We start from the raw sequence: 26,758 nt of genomic DNA, 5'->3' as shown, positions 1-26,758 counted from the left end.
AACCCTTCGATTAACAGTCGAATGCTCTGCCAATTGAGCTACGGAGGATTGAAGCGGTAATTAGCTTAACAGGGCTCAGCCGAAAAGCGAAATCGACTCGGAATACCCCCTGGGGGTATAAAAATACCCCCGTTCCGGAGATCCGAAACGGGGGTATGTGTCCGCTCCTCCGACTGGACTTGAACCAGTAACCCTTCGATTAACAGTCGAATGCTCTGCCAATTGAGCTACGGAGGATTGAAGCGGTAATTAGCTTAACAGGGCTCAGCCGAAAAGCGAAATCGAACCTCAGGCCTCAGCCCGCAGTGCCCGGCGCTCCATTTCCAGCTGCATCAGCTCGCGGTTCAACCGCTGGAATTCCTCCGGATGGGCTGCGGCATCCAGGCGTTGCAGCTGGCCCATCTTGTCTGCTTTGATGCGGGTGATCTGCAGCTCGAACAGCCGGGCGAGGATGTCCCGGCAATACCGCTGCATTGCCTCGGGTGTGCTCGCCGGCAACGGAGTCACCGCCAACTCGGACACCAAGGGCCGCAACGGCTCCGGAACCTCTTGGCGGACCTTCTCCACCCAGGCCACGGGATCGGCCGCCTGGGCTACTCCCGTCGCCCTGATGGCCGCATGGAGCGCCGCGTACGCCGGAGTGGCAAAGTAGGAGGCCTCGAAACGCTCCCAGTTTCCCTCGCCCAGGACTCCCGGCTCCTGCAGCACCACTTCCAAGGCCTGCCGCTCCATCCCCGCAACGGGGTCGCGGGGGTCGGGACGGTTGAACGCCGGACCGTTCGACGGCGGTGCTGCCGTCGTCTGTTGCTCCGCCGGACCCGCCGTGGCTGTGCCGGAGGCTGCCCGTTTGGCCGCCGCCCCGACATACCGGCTGACTTCCTCGATGGGCATGCCGAGCCATCCCGCGAGTTCGCGCGTATAGGCCGGACGGATTCCTGAGTCCCTGATCTGCGCCACCACCGGCGCAGCTTCCCGGAGAGCAGCGACGCGGCCCTCCACGGTGTCCAGGTTGTGCTTGCGCAGCGAGGCCCGGATGGCGAACTCAAAGAGCGGCTTGCGGCTGGCGATGAGTTCGCGCACGGCCGGGTCGCCTTTGAGTTGGCGAAGATCGCACGGATCTGCGCCGGTGGGCTCCACGGCGACGTAGGTCTGGGCCACGAACCGCTGGTCTTCCTCGAAGGCCCGCAAGGCGGCTTTTTGACCGGCGGCGTCGCCGTCGAAGGTGAAGACTACCTCTCCCCCGGTGCCGTCGTCGGAGAGCAGGCGGCGGGCAATCTTGATGTGTTCGGTACCGAAGGCAGTACCGCAAGTGGCCACCGCCGTCGTGACTCCTGCCAGGTGGCAGGCCATGACGTCGGTGTACCCCTCCACCACCACGAGCTGGCGGTCCTTGGCGATGTTCCGCTTGGCGAGGTCGATTCCGTAAAGGACCTGGGACTTCTTATAAAGCGTGGTTTCGGGGGTGTTGAGGTACTTGGGACCTTGGTCGTCCTCGAAGAGCTTGCGGGCACCGAAGCCGATGGTGTCCCCTGCGATGTCCCGAATAGGCCAGATGAGCCTGCCGCGGAAACGGTCGTAGATTCCACGGTTGCCTTCTGAAAACATCCCTGTCAGTTTCAACTCCGCGTCGGTGAACCCACGTCCCCGCAGGTGCTTGAGGAGTGAGTCCCAGCCCTGCGGCGCATAGCCAACTCCGAAATGCTCGGCAGCGGCGCGGTCGAAGCCACGGCCGTCCAGGAAGTTGCGGCCCTCCGCGGCCCCCGGCGTCAGGAGCTGGGCACGGAAAAACTCGTCGGCGATCTTGTGTGCATCCAGCAGGCGCTGACGCTTGCCGACTTCCTCGCGGCTGGGTCCGGTACCGCCGTCCTCATAGCGGAGTTCGTAGCCGATCCGGGCAGCGAGTTTTTCCACGGCTTCGTGGAAGGAGCTGTGGTCCATCTTCTGGATGAAGGAGATCGCGTCCCCGTCTTCGCCGCAGCCGAAGCAGTGGTACCTGCCTACTTGGGGACGGACGGTAAAGGAGGGCGAGCGCTCGTCGTGGAAGGGGCACAGGCCCTTGAAGCTGCCGAGTCCGGCGCTGCGGAGGGTGACGTAGCCGTCCACGACTTCCTTGATGTCCGTGCGCTGGCGTACTTCATCGATGTCTTCACGTTTGATCAGGCCAGCCACTAGACCATCCTAGTCCGGCAGGATGGGCGGAAAACTACCACAGCGACGGCAGGCTCCCCACCAAACGCTCGTACATCGCCAGGGCCGAACCGTCAGTCAGCGAGGCCACCTGGTCGATCACCACGCGCAGGCGGGCGCCATCGTCGACGGCGGCACGCCAGTCCGCAGCGAACATCGGCTCCAGATGCCGGTCGCCGGTGGCATTGAGCACTCCCACCAGGGCGTGCAGGACTTCGCGCTGGCGCTCATAGACCGGCTGGCGGTGGTCCGTGGAAATGACGAAGGTGGTGGCCAGGCCTTTGAGGACAGCGATTTCCGTGACCGTTTCCTCGGGCACCATGAGCTCGGCACCATAGCGGGTCAGGTTGGAGGGGCCGAAGTGTGAGCGGGTGGTTTCCATGGCGCTCTGGCAGAAGCGGCCAATCAGCTGGCTGGTCATGTCCTTGAGCGCCGCCATGGACTTCCGGCTGCCGTCGGCCTCGCGGACCCACACCTTGGTGGCTTCAAGCCTGGCCAGGGCAGCGTCGATCTCGGCTGGCTCGTTGTGCGGCAGGTACCACTGCTTGGTGTAGCCCACCACGCGTGCCCTGTGGTCCGGGTTCTCCATCCACTTCAACTGGAAATGGCCGGCGACGATCGCATCTTCCACGTCGTGGACGGAGTAGGAGATGTCATCCGCAAGGTCCATGACCTGCGCTTCGATGCAGGACCGGTTGCCCGAGGCGCCTTCGCGGAGCCATTCGAACACCGGGAGATCGTCCTCATAGGCGCCGAACTTGCTGGTGCGGTGCCCATGGATCACCGGGGCGTCCAGGGCCGACCAAGGGTACTTGGAAGCAGCGTCCAGGCTGGCCCGCGTGAGGTTGAGTCCGGCGGGCCGCCCGTCCTCGGTGAGGACCTTGGGTTCGAGCCTGGTCAGCAGGCGCAGGGTTTGGGCATTGCCTTCGAAGCCGCCTATGGCATGGGCTACCTCGTTCAGCGCCGATTCGCCGTTGTGGCCGAACGGCGGGTGTCCGAGGTCGTGGCTGAGGCAGGCGGTATCCACCACGTCCGGGTCACAACCCAGGGACCGGCCAAGCTCGCGGCCCACCTGCGCTACCTCCAGGCTGTGGGTCAGCCGGGTCCTGACGAAGTCGTCGGTGTCCGGTGCCACCACCTGGGTCTTGGCACCAAGGCGGCGCAGGGCCGAGGAGTGCAGCACGCGGGCGCGGTCGCGCTCAAAGTCCGAGCGGTACGTGTTCTTGCGCGGTTCTTCGACCCAACGGGCGGAGTCCGCTTCGGAGTAACCGGGGATCGCCTGCGCATATTCGTGCGCAGTTCCGGCACGGCCGATCGTTGCTTCGGTTCCCATGGGTTTCTGCCTCCTTCGTGCGCCGTCCTCTGGTGCCTCTTGAGCCAGTCTTGCACGCTGGGAGCTAGCCGCCCGAAACGTCCAGCTCGGCTGCCGCGATGTCGGCGCTTTGTTCCGCGTTGAGCTGGCGGCTGTCCAGCCAGTCCTTCGGCAAAGCGGGCCGCTTGGGAGATCCTGCGCGGCCTCGTGGGCCTTCGGAATCCACCCCCGGATACGGCAGTTCCAGGTCCAGCTCGGCCAACAGCTCCCGGAGCACCTCAAGCGTGGGGACGGTGGCCAACTTGGCCCGGAGTTCTCCGCCGACCACGTAACCCTTGAAGTACCAGGCCATGTGTTTGCGGATTTCGCGGAGGGCCTTGTACTCGTCGTTCCCGAAAGTCTCCACCATGAGTTCGGCATGGCGGTACACCCCGTCGGCCACTTCGCGCAGGCCCGGACGGTGCCGCTCATCGCTGCCCTCGAAGGCGGCCTGCAGGTCGCCGAACAGCCAGGGGCGTCCTTGGCAGCCGCGGCCCACCACAACACCGTCGACGCCGGTCTCCCGGACCATGCGGACAGCATCCTCGGCAGACCAGATGTCCCCGTTGCCCAGGACCGGAATGTCCGGCAGGGCTTCGCGCAAGCGCGCAATGGAGGACCAGTCCGCTTGGCCGGAGTAGAACTGCGCCGCGGTGCGTCCGTGGAGCGCGACGGCGGCCACACCGGAATCGCGGGCGATCCGGCCGGCGTCGAGGTACGTCAGGTGGTCTTCATCGATGCCCTTGCGCATCTTGATGGTCAGCGGAATGCCGCCCTTGGACGCTTCCTTGACGGCGGTCTGGACAATAGAGGTGAAGAGGTCGATCTTCCACGGCAGTGCCGAGCCACCACCACGGCGGGTGACCTTGGGGACGGGGCAGCCGAAGTTGAGGTCGACATGGTCCGCGCGGTCTTCTTCCACGAGCATGCGGACGGCCGCACCCACCGTCACCGGGTCCACGCCGTAGAGCTGCACTGAGCGGACTTTCTCGTCGTCGTCGTGCGAGATGATCCGCAGGGACTCCGGGGTCCGTTCCACCAGGGCACGCGAGGTGACCATTTCCGCCACGTAGAGTCCGCCACCGTATTCGCGGCAGAGCCGGCGGAAAGCGGAGTTGGTGATGCCCGCCATGGGGGCCAGGATCACGGGAGTGTCCACGGTGATGTCGCCGAGCTGCAAAGGCGGGAGCTCAAGCCTGGGAGTGGGAGGTGTTGCTACTACAGTCACCCATCCATTGTTGCAAATCAGGGCAAATCGGCCGCCTGCCTCGATGAAACGCTAGAGCAACCACCCGTTCCCCGCGGCGATGCGCACCGCTTCCGCCCGGGTCCGGCCGCCTGTCTTGGCCATGGCCGAGGACAAGTAGTTCCGGACTGTTCCCTCGGACAGCACCGCTGCCTTGGCAATATCGGCTACTGTGCCGCCGTCGGACGCTGCCCTGAGCACCTCAGTCTCGCGTTCGGTCAACGGGCTGTCCCCCGACGTCAGCGATTCGGCCGCGAGCGCCGGATCCACCACCCGGAGGCCCTGGTGGACGCGGCGCACGGCCTCGGCGAGTTGCCTGGCAGGGGTGTCCTTCACCACGAAGCCGGAAGCCCCGGCGCGCATGGCCAGCTTGAGGTACCCCGGCCGGCCGAAGGTGGTGACCATGAGGACCCGGCAGTTGGGGGCGGCTTGACGGACCTCGGCTGCCGCGCTGATGCCGTCGAGGCCCGGCATTTCGACATCGAGCATGGCCACGTCCGCTGCGTGTTCCACCACTGCTGCTGCCACGCCCGTGCCGTCGCCCAGTTCGGCCACCACCTCAATGTCGTGCTCCAGCCCCAGCAGGGCTGCAAGGGCTCCGCGGACCAAAGCCTGGTCATCGGCAATCACCAAACGGATGGTCATACCTGTACCGCCAATCTGAATCCTCCGAGTTCGCTGGAACCGATGCTGAGCGTGCCCCCGGCGGCTTCCACTCTTTCCCGAATTCCGGCCAAGCCGCTCCCCATGCCATCCCCCAGACCCGGCCCCACGCCGTCGTCCTCCACCAGGACAGTGGACGACGACAAGCGCACCCGGCAGCGTCCGGCGCCCGAATGGCGCACCACGTTGGTGACGCCCTCGCGCAGGACCCAGCCAAACAACTCGCGACGCCCCGCCGGAACTTCCTCCGACGTGGCCGGGAGCTCGGCCTCGATTCCCGCCGATTCCAGTGCCGTCCTGGCGACGGCCAGTTCCGCGAGGACGTTGACCCCGCGGTAGCCGGCAACCGTTGCCCGGACGTCGGCCAGGGCGCCGCGGGCGAGGTCCTGGACCTCGGCAATTTCCTTCGCTGCGCGGTCGGTGCCGGAGGGAGCCTCGAGCATCCGGCCCGCGAGCTCGGCCTTCACGGCGATGACAGTCAGGGAGTGCCCCAGGATGTCGTGCATGTCCCGGGCCACCCGGCTCCGTTCAGCGGCCACCGCAGCGTCGGCCAGGCCTGTTTGTGCGGCACGGAGTTCCACGGTCTGCCGGATCAGCCTGGCGAACGAGGTCATCATGAGGCCCAAGGACAGGATCAATGCCGGTTGGAAGAACGCCTGCTCCGGGTTCCCGTCCGACAATTCGACAGTGAGCGATACTGCGGCCAGGAACACGATCAGGGCAAAATCCACGCGCGGCGGCAGGACAGTCATGGCGATGGCGCAGGCCAGGAAAGGCCAGGTCCACAAGGCCTCCCGCCCCAGGAAGAGGATCACCAGGGCATCCAGTGCCAGCAGGATGCCGGCGGTGGCCAAGCCAGTGCGCGTGGACCTCCGCCAGCCGAACATCGGCAGGAAGGCGTAGGCAAGGAAGAAAGCGACCAATGAAGCCGAGGCCGCAAGTTTCCATACCAACGGCTCATCCACGGACCACACCAGATTCCACGTGGGCCACGCCCACAGCGCCACCGAGAGCCCGGCGCCAAGGAACCAGCGGCGCGGACCGGGCCCGCGGAACATCTCGCCGAAGGCCTGGGTTTTCATGACTCCCAGCCTAGCCAAGACCGTGGCGCTCAGACCCGGTTCGTGTCGCGCCGGAAGGCCATGGCTGCCCCGCCCACAAAGATCGCCAGCCAGACCAGGACGTTCACGATCCACATCAGATCGAAGTCGCCCGTGATGGGGCTCCTTGCCAGTTGGCCGATTCCGTACGCCGGAGTGAACTTGGCGATCTGGCCAAAGGTATCCCCCATGACCTCGATGGGCATGAAGAGCCCGCCCAACATGGCCAGGATCGCCAGGGCCGGGCCGAGGATCTGCATGACGTTCTGGCTCGGCATGAGGTAACCAACAAACAAGCCCAACGCCGCGAAGACCAAGGAGCCGAGCCATGCCACGATGCCCGCGGTGAGCCACGTCTGTACGTCCATGGTCACGCCGGCGATCGCCCCAATAACGAACTGGGCGATCACAGCCACCAGCGAAAGGGTCAAGGCCGCGGCAGCCTTGACGGCGATGTAGGCGCCGGGCAGCAGCGGGGTCAGGCGAAGCTGCCTGCTCCAGCCCTGTGCACGTTCCACCGCAACCTGGCTCCCCGCACCCGTGGCGGCGGTCATGGCCGCATACACGGTGAGGCTGATGAGGATGTACTGGCCGTAGCTGTGGCCATTGGGCAACAGCTGGTTCTTGTTGGACAGGCCAAAGATGAAGAAGAAGATCGCCGGCATCAGCACTGTGAAAATCACGGTCCGGCGGTTCCTGAGCATCCGCTTGATTTCTATCCAGAGGAACGTGCCGTTGACTCCCCCGGCCGAGGGCTTACGGTCCTGGATTGCTGTCACCTGGCTCATGCCCGGTCTCCTTCGAAGGTGCGGACTGTCTCGCTGGACGGCTCATCACCCGTCAGGGCCACGAAGGCCTCTTCGAGGTTGTTGGCCACCACTTCGAGGTCGTGGGCCCGGGTGTTGTTGAGCAGGTAGCGGACCACGGAGTCCGAGTCGGACGTGCGGACGGTGACGCGGCCGCCGTCGAACTCCACGGCATCACTGGGCGGCAAGGCGGCCAGCAGCGACTGGTCCTCCACCGGCAGGGACGCCTTGACCGTGCGGCCGGACGCGAGGTTCTTGATCTGGGCGGCCGTTCCGTCGGCCACCACGGTTCCCTGCCGGACCAGGACAATCCGGTCCGCGTAGGCGTCTGCTTCTTCGAGGTAGTGGGTGGCGAAAATGACCGTTCGCCCCTTCGTGGCGTCGGCCCGGATGGCGGACCAGAAGTCGCGGCGGCCGGCCACATCCATGCCGGTGGTGGGTTCGTCGAGGATGAGGAGGCCGGGATCGGAAACCAAGGCCATCGCGAAGCGCAGCCGTTGTTGCTGGCCACCCGAGCACTTCTCCACGCGGCGATCGGCGATGTCCAGGATGCCGGCCCGGGAGAGGACCTCGTCCACCGGCCGCGACGACTCGAACATTGCGGCCGTCAGTTGCACCGTTTCGCGGACGCTGATGTCCCGGAGGAGTCCACCGGTCTGCATGACGGCAGCCACCTGTCCCCTGGCAACGGCGCCCCGCGGCGTGTGGCCGAAGATGGAGACGTCGCCCTGGTCCGGGGTGCTGAGCCCGAGGATCATGTCGATGGTGGTGGTCTTTCCCGCCCCGTTCGGACCCAGGAAAGCAACAACCTCTCCCTGCTGCACGGTCAGGTCCAGGCCGCGGACGGCGTGGACCTTTCCGAAGCTCTTATGAAGTCCGGCGGCTTGGACGGCCGGTACGCCTGCGGTTGTCATCGCTCTCCCTGGCAGTGGTTTTGTGTCACTAACCAGTCAAGCCGCGAACAAGCTCCTGCACTTCTACCGGGTGTCACCAGTCAGCGATGACAAATGTCATGGGCTATTCGTCGGTGCCACGTTCGGCTTCGCGCCTGGCCCGCCGGCTCCCCGGCCGGGCCTGCCCCGCAGTCCCGGTGCGGTGGCCGGCGTCGTTCGCGTGGTCCCGTTCGGAACCCACGACGGCGGCAGCGGCCGCGAGCGCGCCGGCATCGGCAACATCGTCCAGGCCTACGGCGGAGGATCCCTCCCCACGCTTCAGGCCCGTGGCCTTGACCACCAGCACTGCGATGAACGTTGTGACGGGAATGGCGAGGACCAGGCCGATGGAACCAACCAGGGTCCGGATGACTTCCTCGGACAATTCGGCGCTGGTCAAGGCTTCGGCCAGGGGACGGTCGTAGAGCATCACGATGATGAGGATGGGCAGCGCGGCGCCCGCGTAGGCGAAGGCGATGGTGTAGACCGTGGAGGCGATGTGGTCCCGGCCGATCCGCATGGCCGACGTGAAAAGCTTGCGGGCGCTGGTGTTGGGCGCCAGTTCGTACAGTTCCCACACTGCCGAAGACTGCGTGATGGTGACGTCGTTCAGGACGCCCAGCCCGGAGATGATGAGGCCGCACAGGATGATGCCGGAAATGGAGATCTTGTCCGACATATTGATCAGGGTGGCGGCGTCGTGGTTGCCGACGCCGGCGAGGTTGGCTGCGTCAGTGGCCCAGGCGGCCAGCAGCGCCGTGATGCCCAGCCCGAAAATTGTTCCGAGCAATGCCGTGGACGTCCGGGCCGAGAAGCCGTGCGCGAAGTAGAGCACCCCGATCATGATCACCGTGGAACCCACCAACGCCAGGAGCAGCGGGGGTTTGCCTTCCACCAGGCCGGGCAGGATGAAGCTGACCAGGACCGCGTAGGCTCCCACCAAACCAAGGAGGGCCCGGAAGCCACGCCACCGCGCCACGGCGATGACCACTACCGCGTAGAGCACGGCCAGCAGCGCGATGGGAACGTTCCGCACGAAGTCGACAAACACGTACGACGGCGAGCCGCTGCCTGCCGCTGCCCCCTGGACACCGGAGAGGTTGAGGTAGCGGATGTTGTCACCCACATCCACGCCATGGGACTTGGCGACGTCCGGGTTGATGACTACCTTGACGGGTTCGCCGCCCTTGTCCGGCTCGGTGAACGCGAAAGTGCACTCGGAACCGGCCGGCGTGCTTCCGGATTGGCTGGAATCCGCCTGGCCGGTTTGGGTGCAGCTTTCCTGCACCACCCGCTGGATCTTGCCGGTATCGAACGTGACGCCCGGGGCGGCCTGGTAGGGGCTCGCGAACGAAATCCCTTCGCGGCTGCCGGAAGGCCACATGAGCATCATGGCAACGATAGTCAGGACACCCAGCGGAACCAGCACGCCGGCCAGGAGCCAGTTGGCCCGCTTGCGTGATGCGATGGCTTCAGGAGTCGGCTCGGAACTGTCGGCGTGGGAGTGGCCGTGGCCCATCAGCAGCTAAACCTCATGCCTCAACCCTACGCGGCCAAGCCACGGTCACTCGACGCCCCCGGCGCTATCCCGGCCTCAGGCAGGTTTGATGTTCTGGTTCACGTGGAAGAGGTTGCCGGGATCGTACTTTCCCTTGATCTGCACCAGCCTGACCCAGTTGGGCCCATAGTTCTCGCTGACGCGCTGCTGGTCCTCGGAGTCCATGAAGTTGATGTACCCGCCACGCTCGGAATGGGGTGCCAAAGCCTCGGCGTAGTTGCGCGCCCACGCGATGTTGGCGTCATTGTCCGCCGGGTCCACCCACTGGGTGGCGATCACCGGAGAGAACTTCATGTCCCTGTTGGCGAAGGCTGTGTCCTGGACTCCCACCCTGGAGACGGCCCCGTCGATCGGGTAGACGTGGACGGAGGTGTTGACGCTGGTCACCGTGGAGCCGAAGGTGGCGTGCGCCCCGATGGCACCGTCATTGAGTTCGCGGAGGAAGTTGGCTTTCCAGTAGCCCTGCATGCCTTTCTGGTTCAGTCCGTCGAAGGCCACGTTCAGCGCCGGGTAGGGCATGGGTCCCACCATGGATCCGGCCACGGGGGCGGCGTCCAGGAACGGCTGTCACCGCGATGGTCCCTCGACGGCGTCCCCGGTCCACATGCCCACCACCACGCAGACGGGTTTTCCATGCCATTCCTCCGGGAGGAAAGGCACAGGCGGGCCCTGGTGGAAGCCCAGGAAGGCGCCGAATTCCTCGGGGGCCGTGGCGATGTAGTCGCGATAGAAATGCGCCACGGTGTCCGAGTGCTCGGCTCCGTAAATGACGATCCCGGCATGGACCATGTCCACTGGATGGAGCGTGAATTCAAAGGAGGTCACCACGCCGAAGTTTCCCCCGCCACCTCGCAGGGCCCAGAACAAATCCTCGTTGCGGTCCTCGCTGGCCACCACGAACGAGCCATCGGCGGTCACCACATCCGCGGACACCAGGTTGTCGCAGGACAAGCCGAACTTCCTGGCCAGATAGCCGATGCCACCGCCCAGGGTCAGGCCGGCAACCCCTGTGGAGCCCACGATGCCGCCCGTGGTCGCAAGGCCGAACGCGTGGGTGGCGTGGTTGAAGTCCGCCCACGTGGTTCCCGCCTCCGCCCTCGCCGTTCCGGCCTCCGGATCCACGCGGACACCCGTGCGGTTCACGAAGTCCAGCACCAGGGCGTCATCCCAGGTCCCGAACCCGGGGGCGCTGTGCCCGCCGCCACGGATGGCGAGCGGCATGCCGTTGTCCCGTGCGAAGTTCACGCCGGCAATGACATCTGCCACTTGCGCGACGCGGACAATACCCGCCGGACGCTTGTCCACCATCGCGTTGAAAACGGACCGCGCGGAATCGTACTCGGGATCTTCCGGAGTGATGAGTTGGCCGCGCAACTGTTCCCGCAGCCCGTCAAGGGCTATTCCATTCATGGTTTACCACCAATAAGAAATGTGAGACCGGGATGTTCCCACGCCGTTTCCCTCCAGCTACGGCGGCGTGGGGGTTTACGTCGTCATGCCTACTCCTGCGCGGTGGCGGCGTCAAGCATCTTTTGCTTGCCCGCTGCCGGCCGCTAAACAGCGGATCCCGCCGGCGCCACGAAATCGTGGTGCCGGCGGGATCCGCAATCCGGGCGGTAACCGCTCAATCGCTCACAATAAGGGTGTCCGCGCCGCGTACGTGCGCCTTGCCTGACCCCAGCAGCGGCTTCAGGACACCACGCAGGGCGGCCATGGACTCATCGACTTCCAGGAGCACCGGGTGCTGGTAGGCGATGAGGGCCAGCAGGTCCCGCACGGCGGTTTCCGCGTCATCCGGCGCCAACTGGGGATCGTGCCCCAGGAAGACGTCGGAGGGCTCCCCGGTGTTGCCCTGGGCGTAGCTGATGGCGAACGCCTGGATCTTGCCCTTCCTGGATGCCGGCACGCCCTCACCGAAAGCACTGGCCTTGGGTGCGCGCAGGACAATCGCACCGTGGGCCCCCGTGAGGTCATGCAGGAAGAGACGCTGCACCGTGGCGATGCTGAGCTCCCCCGGGCTGTCCCAGTGGTGCACGGCAGAGTAGTAGCGGCCCACGACGTCGCTCAGTTCCACAGACCCGGTGGCCAGGTCCTCCACACGCTCGGCGGCGGCCTCCTCGGAGCCGTCTCCGAACCTTGGCAGCTTCAGTGGCTCGGGGTCCACCACCACCAGCTGGGAACGCTGGATGGGTCCCAGCCCTGCCGCCTCGGCGAAGGCGGCCCCGGGCGTGCCCGGCTCCACCTTGCTGCGCAGCGCGGAAACGCCCGACGGCGCGTTCCCGGCTTCCGCGCGGAGCATGGCCAGGAGGGTGGCACCGATTCCACTGCGGCGATGATCCTTGGCCACCTCGATGTAGGCCCACAGACGCTCAGGATGGAGGGAGGCCTCGTGGACCACACCGGCCGCCACGGGGATGCGGACACCGTCCACCACGTCCTCGGCCACGATGCACCGGCGCCACGGCTGGTTGCCGGAAGGCGCCAAGGCAGCACGGAACTGCTCCGCGGGGAGGGTTTCCGGGTCGCCCCAGATCTCCAGGAGGGCGAGGTCGTCGCCTTCCTTCCATTCGCGGTATTCCAATGCCACGCCTAGGCGCCGATCAGACGGGCCGCCAGGTACGCTTCCACCTTGTCCAGGGAGACGCGTTCCTGGCTCATGGTGTCGCGCTCACGGATGGTGACGGCCTGGTCCTCGAGGGTGTCGAAGTCCACGGTGATGCAGAAGGGCGTACCGATCTCGTCCTGGCGGCGGTAGCGGCGGCCGATTGCGCCGGCGTCGTCGAAGTCGATGTTCCAGTTCTTGCGCAGCTGGGCGCCAAGGGCCTTGGCCTTCGGGGACAGGTCCTCGTTGCGGCTCAGCGGAAGTACGGCAGCCTTGACCGGGGCCAGGCGCGGATCCAGCTTCAGGACCGTACGGACATCCACACCGCCCTTGGCGTTGGGGGCCTCATCCTCGGTGTAGGAGTCGATGAGGAACGCCATGAAGGAACGCGTCAGGCCGGCTGCGGGTTCGATCACGAACGGGGTGTAGCGCTCGTTGGTGGCCTGGTTGAAGTAGCTCAGGTCCGTGCCGGAGGCCTTGGCGTGGGTGGAGAGGTCGAAGTCGGTGCGGTTGGCAATGCCCTCAAGCTCGCCCCACTCGGAGCCCTGGAAGCCGAAGCGGTATTCGATGTCCGTGGTGCCCTTGGAGTAGTGGCTCAGCTTCTCCAACGGGTGCTCGAAGAAGCGGAGGTTCTCTTCGCGGATGCCCAGGCCCGTGTACCAGGCCATCCGTTCCTTCATCCAGTACTGGTGCCACTCTTCGTCCGTGCCGGGCTCGACGAAGAACTCCATCTCCATCTGCTCGAACTCACGGGTACGGAAAATGAAGTTTCCGGGCGTGATCTCGTTGCGGAAGGACTTGCCGATCTGGCCGATGCCGAACGGCGGCTTCTTCCGGGACGTGGTGAGCACGTTGTTGAAGTTCACGAAGATGCCCTGCGCGGTCTCGGGGCGCAGGTAATGCAGGCCTTCTTCGCTGGCGACGGGGCCGAGGAAGGTCTTCAGGAGGCCGGAGAACTCCTGCGGCTCGGTCCACTGGCCGCGGGTTCCGCAGTTGGCGCAGGCGATGTCCGCCAGGCCGTTCTCGGCAGGGCGGCCCTTCTTCTCCTCGTACTCTTCCTCAAGGTGGTCCGCGCGGTAGCGCTTGTGGCAGGAAAGGCACTCCACCAGGGGATCGGAGAAAACCTCCACGTGGCCGGAAGCTTCCCATACCTGGCGGGGCAGGATCACGGAGGAGTCCAGGCCAACCACGTCTTCGCGGCCGCGGACCATGCTCTGCCACCACTGGCGCTTGATGTTTTCCTTCAGTTCCGCGCCGAGGGGGCCATAGTCCCACGCGGAGCGGGAGCCACCATAGATTTCACCGGCCTGGAACACGAATCCCCTCCGCTTGGAGAGGGAAATGACCTGGTCGAGGACGGATTTTGCTGCCATGGGTACTCCATATTTCTACAGGGCCGCTGGGTGCGGTCCGCGGTGGTTTGAACTGTGCAGGAAGCTGCGTGTCCTAGCCTACCGGCCTTTGGCGGCCGACCTTCCGGCAAAGGATCCTTTGGGCCATGGGAGCGTGGCCACAATGATGGCCGCTAGCGTCAGCAACGTACCCAGCACCGTGGGCAAGGCGACCACCGTCCCGGACGTGGGGATCACGACGTCGAGCACCAACGAACCCACCAACTGGCCGGCAATCATGCCCAGCCCCGTGACCAGGACGCCGAGGCTGCGGACCAGCAGCGCCGCGAGGCCGATCGCCACGCAACCCAGCGGGCCGCCAAGGTAGAACCACCATTGCGCGGGCAAGGGATTTCCGGCCCCGGCAACCGCAACCTTGACCAGCCAGGCGATCCACAGCACCACCGAACCGGCCAGGAAGTTGACCAGGGTGGTTGCCAGCGGTGTGCCGTAGTGCACCGTGGCTGTTCCATTCATGGCCTGCTGGAAGCTCATCAGGAAACCCGCCAAGAGAGGCAGAAGAACCGGCAAAAGCAGCGATCCGACGTCGGACAAGCCGCCAAAGCGCGGCGAAACCGCCCACGCCACGGCCGCAACGGTGAGCACGCTGCCCAGGACCCGCAGCCCGGTAAGGGACCGTTTGCCGCCTGGGGCAATGCCCAGCCGGTCCACCAGCAGGCCACTGAGCGTTTGACCCGTCACGGACGCCACCGTGAACAGCGCCACACCAAGGAGGCCCACGGTGAATGATTGGGCGAAGACGAAGAAGGCTCCTACGGCGCCGGCCATGACGTAGAACGGCGGAAAGCTGCGCGCACGGACCGCGGGAACAATCCTCGCCAGCCCCGCCCTGCCTTTGGGGGTGGCCAAGGAAATCGCGGCGATCACCACCAGGCCCGTGGTGAAGCTCACTACCGCGGCGGCGATGCCGTCGTCCAGGGTGCCAGCCAACGCTCCATTGATGCGTCCCTGGACCGGGAGCACCAGCCCCGTCAGGACGGCGAGGGGCAGGCCAAGGGCAAGCGGAAGGCTGGAACGGCGGGTAGGGTGCGGCACTGTCACCACACTACTTCAGGCATCATTGCTGTATGAGCAACCCCGAAATCGACGAAATCCCCATCCGCGACGACATGATCCGCCTCGGCCAACTGCTGAAGCTCGCCAACCTCGTTGAGGACGGCGTGGAAGCCACGGAGCTCATCAAGAACGGCCTGGTCAAGGTCAATGACGACATCGAAGAACGCCGCGGCCGCCAACTCCACGCCGGCGATACCGTAACCGTCAACGGCCAGACGGTCCGGATCGCTGCCTCCTAGCTGAGGACCTTGTGGGTGAGGAACTCGCCCACGTGCCCGATCTCCTGCTGGTTGATCCCGTGCCACATGCCCGTGTAGAGCACCTTGGTGAGGTCCACGTGCTGGCGCACCCAGCCCATGGTGTACTCGATCTTGTCCTGGGTAATGACGGGATCCTGCTGGTCGCGGCCCCAGAAGAACGGCACGGAACCGTCCAGTTCGGCGTCGCGGAAGGCGGCGTCGGCACCGGCGTCGATCACGAAGCCTGAAAGCCCGACGACGGCAGCAAAGTCCGCGGGCCGGTACCGGAGCATGGTGGTTGCCATGGCCATGCCCATGGAGAAGCCCAGCAGCGTCACCGAGGAGTGGTTGGCTTTGACGGTGTCCAGCCACTCCAACGCGTACTCGGCCGCCAGCTTCACGGCATCGAGCGAGTAGTCGATGGACGCCGTGAGCGGGAACCACGTGAAGCCCGGGCCCATGGGCATGGGGGCGCGCAGGGAGGCCACTACGAAGCCTTCGGGAAGGACTCCGGCGAGGCTGAAGAGGTCGTCCTCGTTGGATCCGTAGCCGTGGAGCAAGACCAGGAGCGGCTTTCCCGCCCTTTCGGTTTCGTCATGGGACCACAGGACAACGGGCGCGGGGAATGCAACGGCTTCAGTCATGGGTCTATTCTTGCAGTTACCCATGGGTAACAACCTACGGTGGCGTAGGTTCGCAGGCACGAGTCCACAAGGCAGGATAGGAAGAATGAGTTCATTGGTGACGCCAGGCGATGGAATCCAAACGCATCCTTGGAGCCGCTACGTGGCGCTGGGAGATTCCTTCACCGAGGGCATTGGCGACCCCGAGCCGCAGAACCCCGGAGGCTTCCGTGGCTGGGCGGACCGGGTGGCCGAAGAACTCGGCCGCGGCCACGACGATTTCGCGTACGCCAACCTGGCCATTCGCGGCCGCTTGCTGCAGCAGATCGTGGACGAGCAGGTTGGCCCGTGCTTGGAACTGCAACCGGACCTCGTTTCCATATCGGCAGGCGGCAACGACCTCATCCGGCCTGGTGGCGATCCGGACCTCCTGGCCGAGAAGCTGGACGCAGCCGTCCAGGAACTCAGCTCGGGCGGGGCAACGGTGGTCCTGTTCAACGGCCCGGACACAGCTTCTTCCGTGCTCAGCCGGATCCGCGGCAAGGTGGCCATCTACAACGAGAACCTGCGGACCGTCGCCGCCCGGCACGACGCCATCGTCGCGGACATGTGGTCCTTGCGGCAGCTCGCCGACACGCAGATGTGGGACGAGGACCGCCTGCATTTCTCGCCCCTCGGCCACCACACCATCGCAATGATGGTGCTGGAGGCGTTGAACGTCCAACACACGCTCGAACCCCTCGTCCCCAAGCCCCTCCCGCCCCGGACCTGGCGGGAAGCCCGCTCTTCGGACCTCGTGTGGGCGCGCGAATACTTCGTCCCCTGGGTGATCCGCCGCCTGCGGCACCAGTCCTCCGGCGACGGCATCACGCCAAAACGTCCGACGCCGGGACCCGTCTTCGGGCCCAACGCCACCGGATTGCCGCGCGGCTAGGCGTGGTCGCCTTGGAGCCAGACGACGTCGTTCGCCTCCGACTGAGCCGCCAGCACCTCCGCGCTCCGTTGGCTCCGACGGCATCAGAAGCAGTCCGCAACCTCCTCGCTGTCCAAGCCCAGGAGTTTCCCTACGCGCGCTGGTCCCTGGCCCAGCGGACTCCCGAAGCTTCCGCTGCGGATGTGGAGCAACTCGTGGCAGACGGCACCATCCTGCGGACCCACATCCTCCGGCCCACTTGGCACTTTGTGCACCGCGACGACCTCGGCTGGTTGATGGGCCTGTCCGGGGAACGGCTGCATCAGGGAAACAAAGGCATGTACCGGCAGACGGGGGTCGATGCCGCCTCAGCCGCCCGAAGCTCCGGCCTCCTCGCCGAAGCAGTTGCGGGTGGCGCCCATAAGACCCGCGAGGAACTCTCCGCGGTCCTGGAGGACGCGGGGTTCCCGGGCAAGGGACTCGGCTTCGTGTACCACCTCATGCATGCGGAAATCAGCCGGATCCTGGTCAGCGGCAAACCTATCCGCTCGGCCGGGGGTGCCCTCAAGCAGACGTACGCGCTGTTCGGGGAACGGGTACCCAAGCCTGGACCTGACGCTTTGGACGCCGATGAACGGGACCAGGCTTTGGGCCAGTTGGCCCTGCGGTACTTCACCAGCCGTGGACCGGCCACGGTCAAGGATTGCTCGGCGTGGTCCGGCCTGACCATGAAGGACGTGAAACGTGGGCTCGAGGTAGCCGCCGACGTTGCCCCTGGGGCCTTGGCCTCGCTTCCGCTCGACGGGCTGGACTTCCACCTGGCAGCAGATGATGTTGCCGGGTTGGAGCGGACCGGGGCCGCCCGGGAGGTCGGCTCAGATCCGGACGCCGCACTCCCCCGCGTGGACCTCATCCAGTGCTACGACGAGTACGTCATGGGCTACTCGCAGTCCCGGCACTACCTCGGCGGGGTGGCACCCTACTTCCCGGAAAACGGCGGCCCCATGCACGTAGTCCTGCTGGATGGCAGGCTGGCCGGCTGGTGGCGCCACGCATTCGCCGGTGGCACCTGCGAACTCGATATCCGCCTGAACCAGCCCGCCACGCCCGCCGTCCAGCGGGCACTGGAAGCCGAAGTGGACCGTTATGGCCGGTTCCTGGGCGTGGAAGCCAGGCTGGCCTGACGGCAATGCCCGTTGGACAGCCTGCCCGGTACCCCGCTCAGGCGAAGAAGGACTCCCGCAACTGCGCCGAGAGTTGCCCGATCTCCGTGAGGAAGCCGTCGTGGCCGATGGGAGCCTCGATCACATGCACCGGAACGTCACCCGGCAACGCGTCGGCGAGTTCCTTGGACTGGGCCGGAAAATAGAGCCGGTCCGTATCCACGGCGGCAATAAAGAACTCGGCAGTCGTGCGGCCCAGGGCCTCCTGCAAAGTACCCCGCCCACGCGTGACATCGTGGCTCATCAGGGCCTCGGTGATGGCGATGTAGCTGTTGGCGTCAAAGCGCCGCACCAGCTTGGTGCCTTGGTGGTCGAGGTAGCTTTCCACCTGGTACCGGCCGCGCTTCCCCAGGATGGCTGCGGCGAGCGGGGTTTCCTTGTGCTGCGGTTCGCGGCCGAAACGGACATCCAATTCCAAGGCGGAGCGGTAGGTGATGTGGGCGATCCTCCGGGCCAGGGCGAGGCCGGCCTCCGGCGCGGCACCCTGGTAGTAGTCGCCGTCGTTGAAGTTGGGGTCCTGGCGGATGGCGAGCGTCTGCGACTGGGCGAAGGCGATTTGTTCTGCGGTGCTGTAGGCACCCACGGACACCACCGCACAGCGCTTGACCCGCTCCGGGAAAGTCACAGCCCATTCGAGCGCACGGGCGCCTCCCATGGAACCGCCCAGTACGGAGTGCCAGGCGCGGATTCCCAAGGCATCGGCCAGGCGGGACTCAGCCTCGGTGGTGTCCCGGAGGGTGACCAGCGGGAACCGGGAACCCCACGGTTTTCCGTCCGGAGCCGCTGACGACGGCCCGGTGCTGCCGTTACAACCACCCACGATGTTGATCGAAATGACGAAGAACCTGTCGGTATCGATCGTGGCACCTGGCCCTACCAGTTGCTCCCACCATCCGTCTTCATCGGTGGCGCCGCGGGCGACGTGGGTACTACCGGTCAGGGCATGCTCCACCAGCACGGCGTTTGAGGCATCGGCGTTCAGCTGGCCCCATGTTTCGTAGGCCAACACCACATCGGGAAGGAAGCCGCCGGCTTCGAGTTCCAGCGGGCCCACGTGGGCGTACTTGAGGGTTCCGTCTGCTTCCTCGGATGTGGGAAGGGCTGTAGCAGTAATGGTCATTCCTTTGACACCTAACCTCGCGCTTGCCCACCGCCTTTCATGCGGCAGGCCAGGTCCTCACCCGGGGCACCCCACCGCGGAGGAGGGTTGCCGGCCAGCAAGCCGGGGCTGTCACTGGCACTCATGACCTAATACGTAAGAGTCTAGGAAGAACACAGCCGTTCTGGCGAAGAATGTGACAGCTGTGTGACGGTTTGGAGCATCTTCGTTCATGAACGAGCACCCGGCAGCGCCGCCCGGCGAATAATCGTCGGCCGGGTGGCGCCACCGTATTTCACGGCAGATCCGGCGTCAGGCGCCCTTGGCCGCGCGGAATCCCGCCTCAAGGTCGGCGATGATGTCATCTACGTGCTCAATGCCCACCGCGAGACGGACCAGTCCCGGAGTAACGCCGGCTACAGCCTGCTGCTCCACGGTCAACTGGCTGTGGGTGGTGGAGGCCGGGTGGATCACCAGGGACCGGACATCGCCGATGTTGGCCACGTGCGAGTGCAGCTCCAAGGCGTCCACGAACCGCTTGCCCGCTTCCACGCCGCCCTTGATGGTGAACGCGACAACGGCACCGGTACCGCGGGGGCCGTACTTGCGCCCACGCTCAAACCAGGGGCTGGACGGCAGCCCCGCGAAGGCGACGGATTCGACGTCGTCATGGGCTTCCAGCCATTCGGCCACTGTGGTGGCGTTCGCGACGTGACGCTCCACGCGCAGGCTCAGGGTTTCCAGGCCTTGGGCGATGAGGAACGCGTTGAACGGAGAAACCGCGGAGCCAAGGTCGCGCAGCAACTGGACGCGGGCCTTGAGGATGTAGGAAAGGTTGGCCCCGAGCGCGCCGTCCTTGCCGAGGTCGCGGGCATAGACCAGGCCGTTGTAGCTGGGATCCGGGGTGTTGAAATTGGGGAAGCGCTCCGGGTCCTTGCCGAAGTCGAAGTTTCCGGAGTCCACAATGACGCCGGCAATCGCCGCACCGTGGCCACCCAGGTATTTGGTGGCCGAGTGGACCACGATGTCGGCGCCCCATTCGATGGGACGGATCAGGTACGGGGTGGACAGCGTGTTGTCAACGACCAGGGGGACGCCCGCTTCGTGGGCAACCTTGGCAATGCCCTCAATGTCCAGGACGTCCTGGCGCGGGTTGGAGACAACCTCGCCGAAGAACAGCTTGGTGTTCGGCTGCACGGCGTTGCGCCACTGCTCGAGGTTGTCCGGGTCCTCGACGAAGGTCACGGAGATGCCGAACTTCTTCAGGGTGTGGGCCAGCAGGTTGTAGGTTCCGCCGTAGAGGCTGGGGCTGGCCACCACGTGGTCGCCCGCTTCGGCGACGTTGAGGATCGCGAAAGTTTCCGCGGCCTGCCCGGAGCTGAGGAGCAGGGCACCCAGGCCACCTTCGAGGCTGGCTATCCGTTGCTCCACGGCATCCTGGGTGGGGTTGCCGATACGGGTGTAGATCGGGGCAAGCTCGGCCAGGGCGAAGCGGTTGGCGGCACTCTCGGCGCTCGGGAACACAAAGGACGTGGTCTGGTAAATCGGAAGCGAGCGGGCACCGGTGGCGGAATCGGGTTCCTGGCCTGCGTGGATTTGGCGGGTTTCGAAAGACCATCCTTGGGACATTGCGTTCTCCTCTTTGTGGCGCATGGGTTCGGTGGATTGTGAATGCTTCCAACTGCGGCCAGTCTAGGAAGGCCCCGCGGCAATGCACAGGTTTGTGACGAAGACAGTATTTTTCGGTCTTCGGGCGTCATTCCGGCGTCCCGCCATGACGCCACGCGCCGCCCTCCAATAACATCCCACCTTGGTTAGGCTTGACTTAGCTGAGACCCGAATCACAAAGTGCCAAGATGAAGCCATGCGCATGGATCACGTCTCTTACGCTTGTGAACGAGATGGCCTTCTGGCCACGACAGAACGAATTTCCGCGGCATTGGGAGTGGACGCAGTCCGGGGCGGAGTGCACCCGCGCTTCGGTACCCGGAACATGATCATTCCCCTTGCGGACAACAAATACCTTGAAGTGGTGGAGGTCCTGGACCACCCCGCTTCGGATAAGGCACCCTTCGGCCAGGCAGTCCGGGCACGCTCGGCAGCCGGCGGCGGTTGGATGGGCTGGTGTGTCGCCGTTGACGACCTCGCTCCGTTCGAAGAACGCCTTGGCCGTTCCGCAGTTCCCGGCAACCGCAAGTTCCCCGACGGCCGGGAACTCGTGTGGCAGCAGATCGGCATCCTCGGCTTGATCGCAGATCCCCAGGTACCGTACCTGCTCAAGTGGGAAGGCGATCCCGGCCTGCATCCCTCCAAGGTCTATGAAAGTGACGTCAAGATGTCCAGCCTGACCATTGCGGGCTCGGCGGAACGTGTCACCGAATGGCTGGGCGAGCCCGTGGAAAAGCCACTTGAGGACGTCGCTGTCCAGTGGATGGCTCCGCACGGCACGCCCGGGATCATGTCCGTGACCTTCGAAACCACCTCGGGCGCCGTCACCATCTGACACCCCTGCAAGAAACTTCGGCCGCTATCAGCGGGTGCCAATGACGTCACCTGCGGATGGCGGCCGAATACCTTTAACTCCCAACTGGGTCGCACTTGTGCGCGTTTAGAGCGCTCAAAACGCGCACAAATGCGACCCAGTTGGGGCCTGCTAGCCGAGGCCTACTGCCTTGCCGAACAGGCTGAAGCCAACGAATGCCACAATGTCCAACAGGGCGTGCGCTATCACCAGTGGCATGACCCGTTTGGTCCTGGTGTAGAGCCAGGCGAACACCAAGCCCATCACCACGTTTCCGATGAAGGGCCCGAAGCCTTGGTACAGGTGGTAGCTTCCGCGCAGGACAGCACTGACGAGGATCGCCAGCGGCGTGCTCCAGCCGAACTTTCCGAACCGGTCCAGCAGGTAGCCCACCACGATCACTTCTTCAACGATCGCATGGCGTATGGCCGAGAGGATGAGCACCGGGACGGTCCACCAGTAGGCGTCCAATCCACTGGGCAGGATTGCCGTGGTGATGCCCAGCGCCCGCCCCACTGCGTACAGGCCCAAGGACGGTATGCCGATCGCGGCGGCGAGGCCCAGGCCTTGGAGAGAGTCCTTGCCGGGCCGGGCGAAGTTGAAGCCAAGGCGGGCGAACGCCGACCCACCTGCTGATCCCCCGGTGACGTGCAGGGACAGGAAATAGAACACCAGGACTACCGGCAGCAGGGCGAACAGGATGTCCAGCAGCTGGTACGTAAGGTCGAAGTATTCACGCGTGCTTTGGGACCTGTTGAGGGTGGACGTAGCCTCCGACAAGGGGGCGCGGGTCAGCTTGTCCAGGAGCTGCACCACCGAATAGACGGCGGACTGGCCCAGGGAGAGGCCCAGCACAATGAGGACTTCTGCGCGCAGGCGACGGCGGGAGGCTAGGAGCATGTTCCTATCTTGCCCGTAGTTCCTGCCACTTTGCCGGGAAGGCCAGCCCTATGCTTGGTGGGATGAGCGCCCCCGGCAGAATCTTCATGATCAGGCATGGCCAGTCCGCTGCCAATGCGGATACCTCCATCTACAACCGCGTGCCCGACTACAGGATCCCGCTGACGGCAAAGGGCGTGGAAGAGGCCCGGGTCGCCGGAGAGCAGCTTCGCCGCAAGCTCGACGGAGAGCAGGTCTGCGTCTACGTTTCCCCCTACCTGCGCGCCTACCAGACCCTGGAAGCACTGAACCTTGGTCCGCTGGTGGAACGCGTCATCGAGGAACCCCGGCTCCGGGAACAGGACTGGGCCAATTTCCAGATCGCCGGGGACATTGAGGACCAAAAGGAACTCCGCAACCTGTACGGCCACTTCTTCTACCGGTTCCGGGAGGGCGAGTCCGGCTCGGATGTCTACGACCGCGTCTCGTCCTTCATGGAAACCCTGTACCGGCATTGGGAGAAGCCAACGTACGCGCCGAACACGCTGCTGGTGACGCACGGGTTGACCATGCGGCTCTTCTGCATGCGCTGGTTCCACTGGACCGTGGAGTACTTCGAATCCTTGAACAACCCCGGGAACGCTGAACTGCGGACCCTGGTCAGGACAGACGACGAGCTGTACGTCCTTGATGAACCCTTCAGCCAGTGGGTCCCACGGAACGTGGACGACTCCGTGCTGGACGCTCCCCCGATGCTGTTCTGACGCCTACGCCGTGACCCCCGCCGGAGCCACGATCACTTCCGTGCCCTTGGATTCAAAGGCGGCCCTGTGCTCCGGCGAGATCCCGGCATCGGTAATGAGGTGCCGGAATTCGTAGCCGGCCATCGCGGCGAACGAGCGGCGGCCTACCTTCGAGGAATCGGCAACCACGTAGGACTCGGTGGCCCGTCGCGCCATGACGGTGTTCACCATGGCCTCACCCTCATCGGTGATGGTGGGGCCAAGGTCGGGGTCCACGCCGTTGACGCCGATGAACGCAATGTCCAGCGCCACCTTCTGCATGATGACGTCCGTGTAGGGGCCCACGAGTTCGTAGGAACGGGGATTCAGGATGCCACCGGTGACCATGATCTTGATGTTCGGACGCACGGCCAACTGCGAGGCGATGTTGATGGCGTTGGTGACCACCGTGAGCGTGGGCCGGTTGGAGGGTGCGTTCAGGTCCTCACGGGTGGACAGCAACTGGGCAAGAGCCGTGTTGGTGGTCCCGCCGCTGAGGCCGATCACCGATCCGGGGCGGATCAGTGCGGACGCCGCCAAGGCGATGTCCTGTTTGGCCTCTGCATGGTCGTCACGGTTGTAACGGCCGGGGAGATCGTAGGCCACCGATCCAGTGGTGGCGCCACCGCGGGTCCGGCTGAGCAGGCGCTGCTTGGCGAGGCTGTCCAGGTCGCGCCTGGCCGTTGCGGGAGACACGCCAAGCCGCGTCACGATGTCCTCGACTTCCACATGGCCGGATTCGGCCAGGAGGTCCAGGATGGCGGTCAGCCGATCGGTGCGGGTCATGACAAGCCTTTCGCGTCGGTCCAGCTATTTCGCTTTGGCGAACAGCGTCAGCATACGTGCAGATTCCAGCACCAGGGCGTCCCGGCCGGCCTTGAGGTACTTCCGGGAATCCACCACTGCAGGGTAGGCATCGAGGTACTCACGGACGGCGCGGGTGAAGAACCCGTTCAAATGTGTGGATACGTTGATCTTAGTCATACCCGCCCCGATCGCAGCTACGAGCATCTCGTCTGTGACGCCGGAGGAACCGTGAAGGACCAGCGGTTTTCCCACCGCGGATTTCAGCCGGGTGATGAGGTGCAGGTCCAGTTCGGCACTCCGCTCGGTCATGGCATGTGACGACCCGACGGCAACAGCGAGCGCGTCCACGCCGGTTGCTTCCGTGAAGGCAGCAGCTTCCCCCGGGTCCGTCCGGACGCCCGGCGCGTGTGCCCCGTCCTTGCCGCCGACCTTGCCGAGTTCGGCTTCCACGTAGACGCCCCGGTCGTGGGCGTAGCGGGCTACCCGCCGCGTGACTTCCACGTTCCAGTCGTAGGGCAAGTGGGCGCCGTCGTACATGACGGAGCCGAAACCGAGGTCCACTGCGGCGAGTGCGAGGTCTTCGGACTCGGCGTGGTCCAGGTGGACGGCGACCGGAACGTTGGCGTCCCGGGCAATCGCCAGGGTGGCCAGGCCGATCGGTTCGAGCCCCCCGTGGTACTTGGCACAGTTCTCGGAGATCTGCAGGATCAGGGGCACGCCGGCGGCTTCGGCTCCGGCCACGAGGCCTTCGGCTGTTTCCACGTGGATGACGTTGAAGGCGCCCTGGCCTGTGCCGTTGGCCGCGGCCTTCTCCATGAGCTCCCGCGTGTTGACCAGGGTCACCGGGTCTCCTTCCATGTCACGATCAGTTGTTTATCGAGTTCCTTGTAGCGCGGCGAGATTTCGCCTGCGGCCGGCATGAGGACCGCCGCAGCGGACCAGGCGGTGGCGCGCCGGAGGATGTCACGTGGCTCCGTCCTGCCTTCGGCGAGGGCGACGGCGGCAGCCGCCACACCGGCGTCGCCCGCCCCTGTGGGGTTCCCACTCAACGGCGCCGGCAACCGGGCACTCCAGTAGCCGCCGGGGGCGGCGTGGTCGAAGGCCAGCATGCCGTCAGCCCCGGCGCTCACCAGCACAGTGCGCGCGCCCAAGGCGATGAGCGAGAGCGCCGCAGCTTCGACGCTTGGCTCCCCCGTGGCCTCGGCGAGTTCGTGATGGTTCGGTTTCAGCACGTCCGCGCCTGCGCGGGCTGCGGCGATGATCGCGGGACCGGACGTGTCGATGATGGCCGGGATCCCGGCGTCGTGCGCCAGCTGCACCAGCGAGGGATAAAAGTCCGCCGGCGCGCCCGGCGGCAGGCTGCCGGACCCAACAAGCACGCTGGCCCCGCCCTGGCCGTCACCGCCTTGCACGGCCTTCACGACGGCGGCAGCCAGCGAGCGCCAATCGTCGGGAAGGAGGGGCTGGCCTTCCTCGTTGAAAATGGAGGTCTCGCCGGAAACGGTGTCTACGAGCGCGATGCTTCGCCTGGTTTCCGCGGCAACATTGACCAGGGTGTGCGGCACACCGCTGGTCCACAGTTCGGCGGCCAGGGTCTGGCCGGCGGCACCACCAGTGGGGGCGATAGCGAGGACCGGGTGGCCGGTCTGATGGGCCACCCGGGCTACGTTGAGTCCTTTCCCACCTGCCCGGCTCAACGGTGTGGGTACCCTGTGGCTTGCGCCCTCGGTGATGCCGTGGACTGTGTAGGTCATGTCGATCGCGGGGTTGGGCGTCACGGTGACGATGCGGTTCACGGCTCGCCTCCCACAAGGGTGCGATCCAACGCGCTCCGTTCCAGGAGGGCCCGTGCGTTGAGGGCGGCGCCGAGGAGGCCTGCGTCCTGGCCGAGCTGTGCTTTGAGCAGGCGGGGACGGCGCTGGAAATCCAGGGTCTGGTCGATCTTTCGGCGCAGCGGCTCCAGCAGTTCATCCCCCGCTTCGGCCAGGCCGCCGCCAATCACAACGGCCTCGGTGCCGAGGATGTTGACGCACTGGCAGATGGTGAACGCCAGCGCGCCGACGGCATCCTGCCAGATCCGGGCCGCGCGGGGTTCGCCCGCACGGGCCCGGACCAGCACTTCCCTGGCGCCGTCCACGGGTTCCGGGGACTGCGCGTTGTAGCGCTTGGTGACGGCTCCTGCGGAGCCCACCGCTTCGAGGATGGTGGAGCGGTGTGGTCCTTGGTCCGGGTCGGGCACCTGGGCGTGGCCCAACTCCCCGGCAAATCCTCCAGCCGTGACGGCCTTGCCTCCGGAAAACACGGCGGCAGCGATTCCGGTGCCGACCACCATGACCACTACTTCGCTGAATTGGCGGGATGCCCCGAAACGGTGTTCCACTGCCGCTGCCGAGCGGACGTCGTGATCGAAGGCGACGGGCAGGCCCAGCCGTTTTTCGGCTTCGGCAGTGAAAGGGAAGTCCCGCCAGCCGAGGTTGGCCGAGTACACGCCCACGCCTTCCGTGGAGTCAACGATGCCGGGGACGATGATTCCCGCTGCTTTCGCAGGCACCTCCGGGAACTCGGCCGAGAGTTCGTCCGCGAGGGCCGCCAACCGGTCCAGGACTGCTTCCCCGGGGTGGGTACGGTCCAAGGGGGTGGGCACGCGGCGCATGCCCAGGACGCTTCCGGAGGCGTCTACTATGCCGGCCTTGATGTCGGTGCCGCCGACGTCGAAAGCCAAAACGGCCGTGGGCGCGGTTCCGAGAACCATGGCAGTG

26 protein-coding genes, 1 tRNA gene and 1 riboswitch are annotated in these 26,758 nt (G+C 65.5%); of the genes, 5 read left to right on the top strand and 22 right to left on the bottom strand.

What is annotated here, in order from left to right:
- Positions 1–164: 164 nt before the first annotated feature.
- The 14 genes from ACIQTZ_RS10155 to ACIQTZ_RS10090 form a co-directional block, all read right to left on the bottom strand.
- Positions 165–237, bottom strand: a tRNA-Asn gene (locus ACIQTZ_RS10155).
- 51 nt (positions 238–288) lie between these two features.
- On the bottom strand, positions 289–2,169 hold the full coding sequence (gene dnaG, locus ACIQTZ_RS10150; RefSeq protein ID WP_402980070.1) for a DNA primase: 1,881 nt from the start codon (positions 2,167–2,169) through the stop codon (positions 289–291).
- A 34-nt stretch (positions 2,170–2,203) separates the two neighbouring features.
- Positions 2,204–3,520, bottom strand: a complete 1,317-nt coding sequence (locus tag ACIQTZ_RS10145) for a deoxyguanosinetriphosphate triphosphohydrolase (RefSeq protein ID WP_402980067.1) — start codon at positions 3,518–3,520, stop codon at positions 2,204–2,206.
- A 64-nt stretch (positions 3,521–3,584) separates the two neighbouring features.
- On the bottom strand, positions 3,585–4,766 hold the full coding sequence (dusB, locus tag ACIQTZ_RS10140) for a tRNA dihydrouridine synthase DusB (RefSeq protein WP_402980065.1): 1,182 nt from the start codon (positions 4,764–4,766) through the stop codon (positions 3,585–3,587).
- A 51-nt stretch (positions 4,767–4,817) separates the two neighbouring features.
- Positions 4,818–5,429, bottom strand: coding sequence for a DNA-binding response regulator (locus ACIQTZ_RS10135; RefSeq protein WP_400331263.1), 612 nt, complete (start codon positions 5,427–5,429; stop codon positions 4,818–4,820).
- Positions 5,426–6,529 carry a sensor histidine kinase gene (locus tag ACIQTZ_RS10130; protein WP_402980062.1) on the bottom strand — a complete coding sequence of 368 codons (1,104 nt, stop codon included), beginning with the start codon at positions 6,527–6,529 and terminating at the stop codon, positions 5,426–5,428. Before ACIQTZ_RS10130 ends, ACIQTZ_RS10135 begins: the two co-directional genes overlap by 4 nt.
- A 29-nt stretch (positions 6,530–6,558) precedes the next feature.
- Positions 6,559–7,335 (bottom strand): ABC transporter permease, encoded by a 777-nt coding sequence (locus tag ACIQTZ_RS10125; RefSeq protein ID WP_402980060.1) that lies wholly within the window; start codon positions 7,333–7,335, stop codon positions 6,559–6,561.
- The gene (locus tag ACIQTZ_RS10120) at positions 7,332–8,267 is read right to left on the bottom strand and encodes an ABC transporter ATP-binding protein (RefSeq protein ID WP_402980057.1); all 936 of its coding nucleotides are present in this window, start codon (positions 8,265–8,267) and stop codon (positions 7,332–7,334) included. The genes ACIQTZ_RS10125 and ACIQTZ_RS10120 overlap by 4 nt, the downstream gene beginning before the upstream one ends.
- Positions 8,268–8,370: 103 nt before the next feature.
- Positions 8,371–9,804: a YibE/F family protein gene (locus ACIQTZ_RS10115; protein ID WP_400331251.1), complete on the bottom strand. Its 1,434-nt coding sequence runs from the start codon at positions 9,802–9,804 to the stop codon at positions 8,371–8,373.
- Between the two features lie 75 nt (positions 9,805–9,879).
- Entirely contained in the window at positions 9,880–10,362 is a 483-nt protein-coding gene (locus tag ACIQTZ_RS10110; protein ID WP_402980054.1) for a BBE domain-containing protein, read from the bottom strand.
- 48 nt (positions 10,363–10,410) lie between these two features.
- Positions 10,411–11,253: an FAD-binding oxidoreductase gene (locus tag ACIQTZ_RS10105; protein WP_402980052.1), complete on the bottom strand. Its 843-nt coding sequence runs from the start codon at positions 11,251–11,253 to the stop codon at positions 10,411–10,413.
- A 214-nt stretch (positions 11,254–11,467) separates the two neighbouring features.
- The gene (locus ACIQTZ_RS10100) at positions 11,468–12,430 is read right to left on the bottom strand and encodes a GNAT family N-acetyltransferase (protein ID WP_402944046.1); all 963 of its coding nucleotides are present in this window, start codon (positions 12,428–12,430) and stop codon (positions 11,468–11,470) included.
- A gap of 2 nt (positions 12,431–12,432) precedes the next feature.
- Positions 12,433–13,818, bottom strand: coding sequence for a glycine--tRNA ligase (locus ACIQTZ_RS10095; RefSeq protein WP_400331243.1), 1,386 nt, complete (start codon positions 13,816–13,818; stop codon positions 12,433–12,435).
- A 78-nt stretch (positions 13,819–13,896) separates the two neighbouring features.
- Positions 13,897–14,901, bottom strand: coding sequence for a DMT family transporter (locus tag ACIQTZ_RS10090; RefSeq protein WP_402980049.1), 1,005 nt, complete (start codon positions 14,899–14,901; stop codon positions 13,897–13,899).
- A gap of 23 nt (positions 14,902–14,924) precedes the next feature.
- Between ACIQTZ_RS10090 and ACIQTZ_RS10085 the strand changes: the two genes are divergently transcribed.
- Positions 14,925–15,152, top strand: coding sequence for an RNA-binding S4 domain-containing protein (locus ACIQTZ_RS10085; RefSeq protein ID WP_400271402.1), 228 nt, complete (start codon positions 14,925–14,927; stop codon positions 15,150–15,152).
- Here the strand turns inward: ACIQTZ_RS10085 and ACIQTZ_RS10080 are convergent.
- Complete coding sequence (locus tag ACIQTZ_RS10080) at positions 15,149–15,796, bottom strand: alpha/beta hydrolase (protein WP_402980046.1); 648 nt, start codon at positions 15,794–15,796, stop codon at positions 15,149–15,151. The genes ACIQTZ_RS10085 and ACIQTZ_RS10080 overlap by 4 nt on opposite strands.
- Before the next feature lie 85 nt (positions 15,797–15,881).
- Between ACIQTZ_RS10080 and ACIQTZ_RS10075 the strand changes: the two genes are divergently transcribed.
- On the top strand, positions 15,882–16,709 hold the full coding sequence (locus ACIQTZ_RS10075) for an SGNH/GDSL hydrolase family protein (RefSeq protein ID WP_400331235.1): 828 nt from the start codon (positions 15,882–15,884) through the stop codon (positions 16,707–16,709).
- A 2-nt stretch (positions 16,710–16,711) separates the two neighbouring features.
- A complete protein-coding gene (locus ACIQTZ_RS10070; protein ID WP_402980043.1) occupies positions 16,712–17,872 on the top strand; it encodes a winged helix DNA-binding domain-containing protein in 1,161 nt (386 codons plus the stop codon).
- A gap of 37 nt (positions 17,873–17,909) precedes the next feature.
- On the opposite strand, the gene ACIQTZ_RS10065 is transcribed toward ACIQTZ_RS10070, so the two are convergent.
- Together ACIQTZ_RS10065 and ACIQTZ_RS10060 are read right to left on the bottom strand one after the other, a co-directional pair.
- Positions 17,910–19,031: a homoserine O-acetyltransferase gene (locus ACIQTZ_RS10065; protein WP_402980041.1), complete on the bottom strand. Its 1,122-nt coding sequence runs from the start codon at positions 19,029–19,031 to the stop codon at positions 17,910–17,912.
- A 14-nt stretch (positions 19,032–19,045) separates the two neighbouring features.
- Positions 19,046–19,160: riboswitch (SAM riboswitch) on the bottom strand.
- A 162-nt stretch (positions 19,161–19,322) separates the two neighbouring features.
- Positions 19,323–20,663, bottom strand: a complete 1,341-nt coding sequence (locus tag ACIQTZ_RS10060; protein ID WP_402980038.1) for a bifunctional o-acetylhomoserine/o-acetylserine sulfhydrylase — start codon at positions 20,661–20,663, stop codon at positions 19,323–19,325.
- A gap of 211 nt (positions 20,664–20,874) precedes the next feature.
- On the opposite strand from ACIQTZ_RS10060, the gene ACIQTZ_RS10055 reads away from it, so the two are divergent.
- The gene (locus tag ACIQTZ_RS10055) at positions 20,875–21,513 is read left to right on the top strand and encodes a VOC family protein (protein WP_397323870.1); all 639 of its coding nucleotides are present in this window, start codon (positions 20,875–20,877) and stop codon (positions 21,511–21,513) included.
- Positions 21,514–21,663: 150 nt separating this feature from the next.
- On the opposite strand, the gene ACIQTZ_RS10050 is transcribed toward ACIQTZ_RS10055, so the two are convergent.
- Positions 21,664–22,431 carry a CPBP family intramembrane glutamic endopeptidase gene (locus ACIQTZ_RS10050; protein ID WP_402980035.1) on the bottom strand — a complete coding sequence of 256 codons (768 nt, stop codon included), beginning with the start codon at positions 22,429–22,431 and terminating at the stop codon, positions 21,664–21,666.
- Between the two features lie 62 nt (positions 22,432–22,493).
- On the opposite strand from ACIQTZ_RS10050, the gene ACIQTZ_RS10045 reads away from it, so the two are divergent.
- Entirely contained in the window at positions 22,494–23,174 is a 681-nt protein-coding gene (locus ACIQTZ_RS10045) for a histidine phosphatase family protein (protein WP_402980032.1), read from the top strand.
- Positions 23,175–23,177: 3 nt separating this feature from the next.
- Here ACIQTZ_RS10045 and ACIQTZ_RS10040 read toward each other — a convergent pair whose 3' ends face one another.
- From ACIQTZ_RS10040 to ACIQTZ_RS10025, 4 genes are read right to left on the bottom strand one after another with little or no spacing between them, the layout of a single operon-like run.
- Positions 23,178–23,978 carry a DeoR/GlpR family DNA-binding transcription regulator gene (locus ACIQTZ_RS10040; protein ID WP_400331218.1) on the bottom strand — a complete coding sequence of 267 codons (801 nt, stop codon included), beginning with the start codon at positions 23,976–23,978 and terminating at the stop codon, positions 23,178–23,180.
- Between the two features lie 24 nt (positions 23,979–24,002).
- Positions 24,003–24,857, bottom strand: a complete 855-nt coding sequence (locus ACIQTZ_RS10035) for a class II fructose-bisphosphate aldolase (RefSeq protein WP_402980028.1) — start codon at positions 24,855–24,857, stop codon at positions 24,003–24,005.
- Positions 24,839–25,795, bottom strand: a complete 957-nt coding sequence (locus tag ACIQTZ_RS10030) for a 1-phosphofructokinase family hexose kinase (RefSeq protein WP_402980025.1) — start codon at positions 25,793–25,795, stop codon at positions 24,839–24,841. Before ACIQTZ_RS10030 ends, ACIQTZ_RS10035 begins: the two co-directional genes overlap by 19 nt.
- Complete coding sequence (locus ACIQTZ_RS10025) at positions 25,792–26,751, bottom strand: ROK family protein (protein WP_402980022.1); 960 nt, start codon at positions 26,749–26,751, stop codon at positions 25,792–25,794. The genes ACIQTZ_RS10030 and ACIQTZ_RS10025 overlap by 4 nt, the downstream gene beginning before the upstream one ends.
- Between the last annotated feature and the right edge of the window lie 7 nt (positions 26,752–26,758).

The sequence above is a fragment of the Paenarthrobacter sp. NPDC090520 genome (assembly GCF_044769205.1).
Classification (GTDB): domain Bacteria; phylum Actinomycetota; class Actinomycetes; order Actinomycetales; family Micrococcaceae; genus Arthrobacter.
The sequence above is the reverse complement of the archived record's forward strand: the minus strand, read 5'-3'. Positions and strand labels throughout refer to the sequence as shown.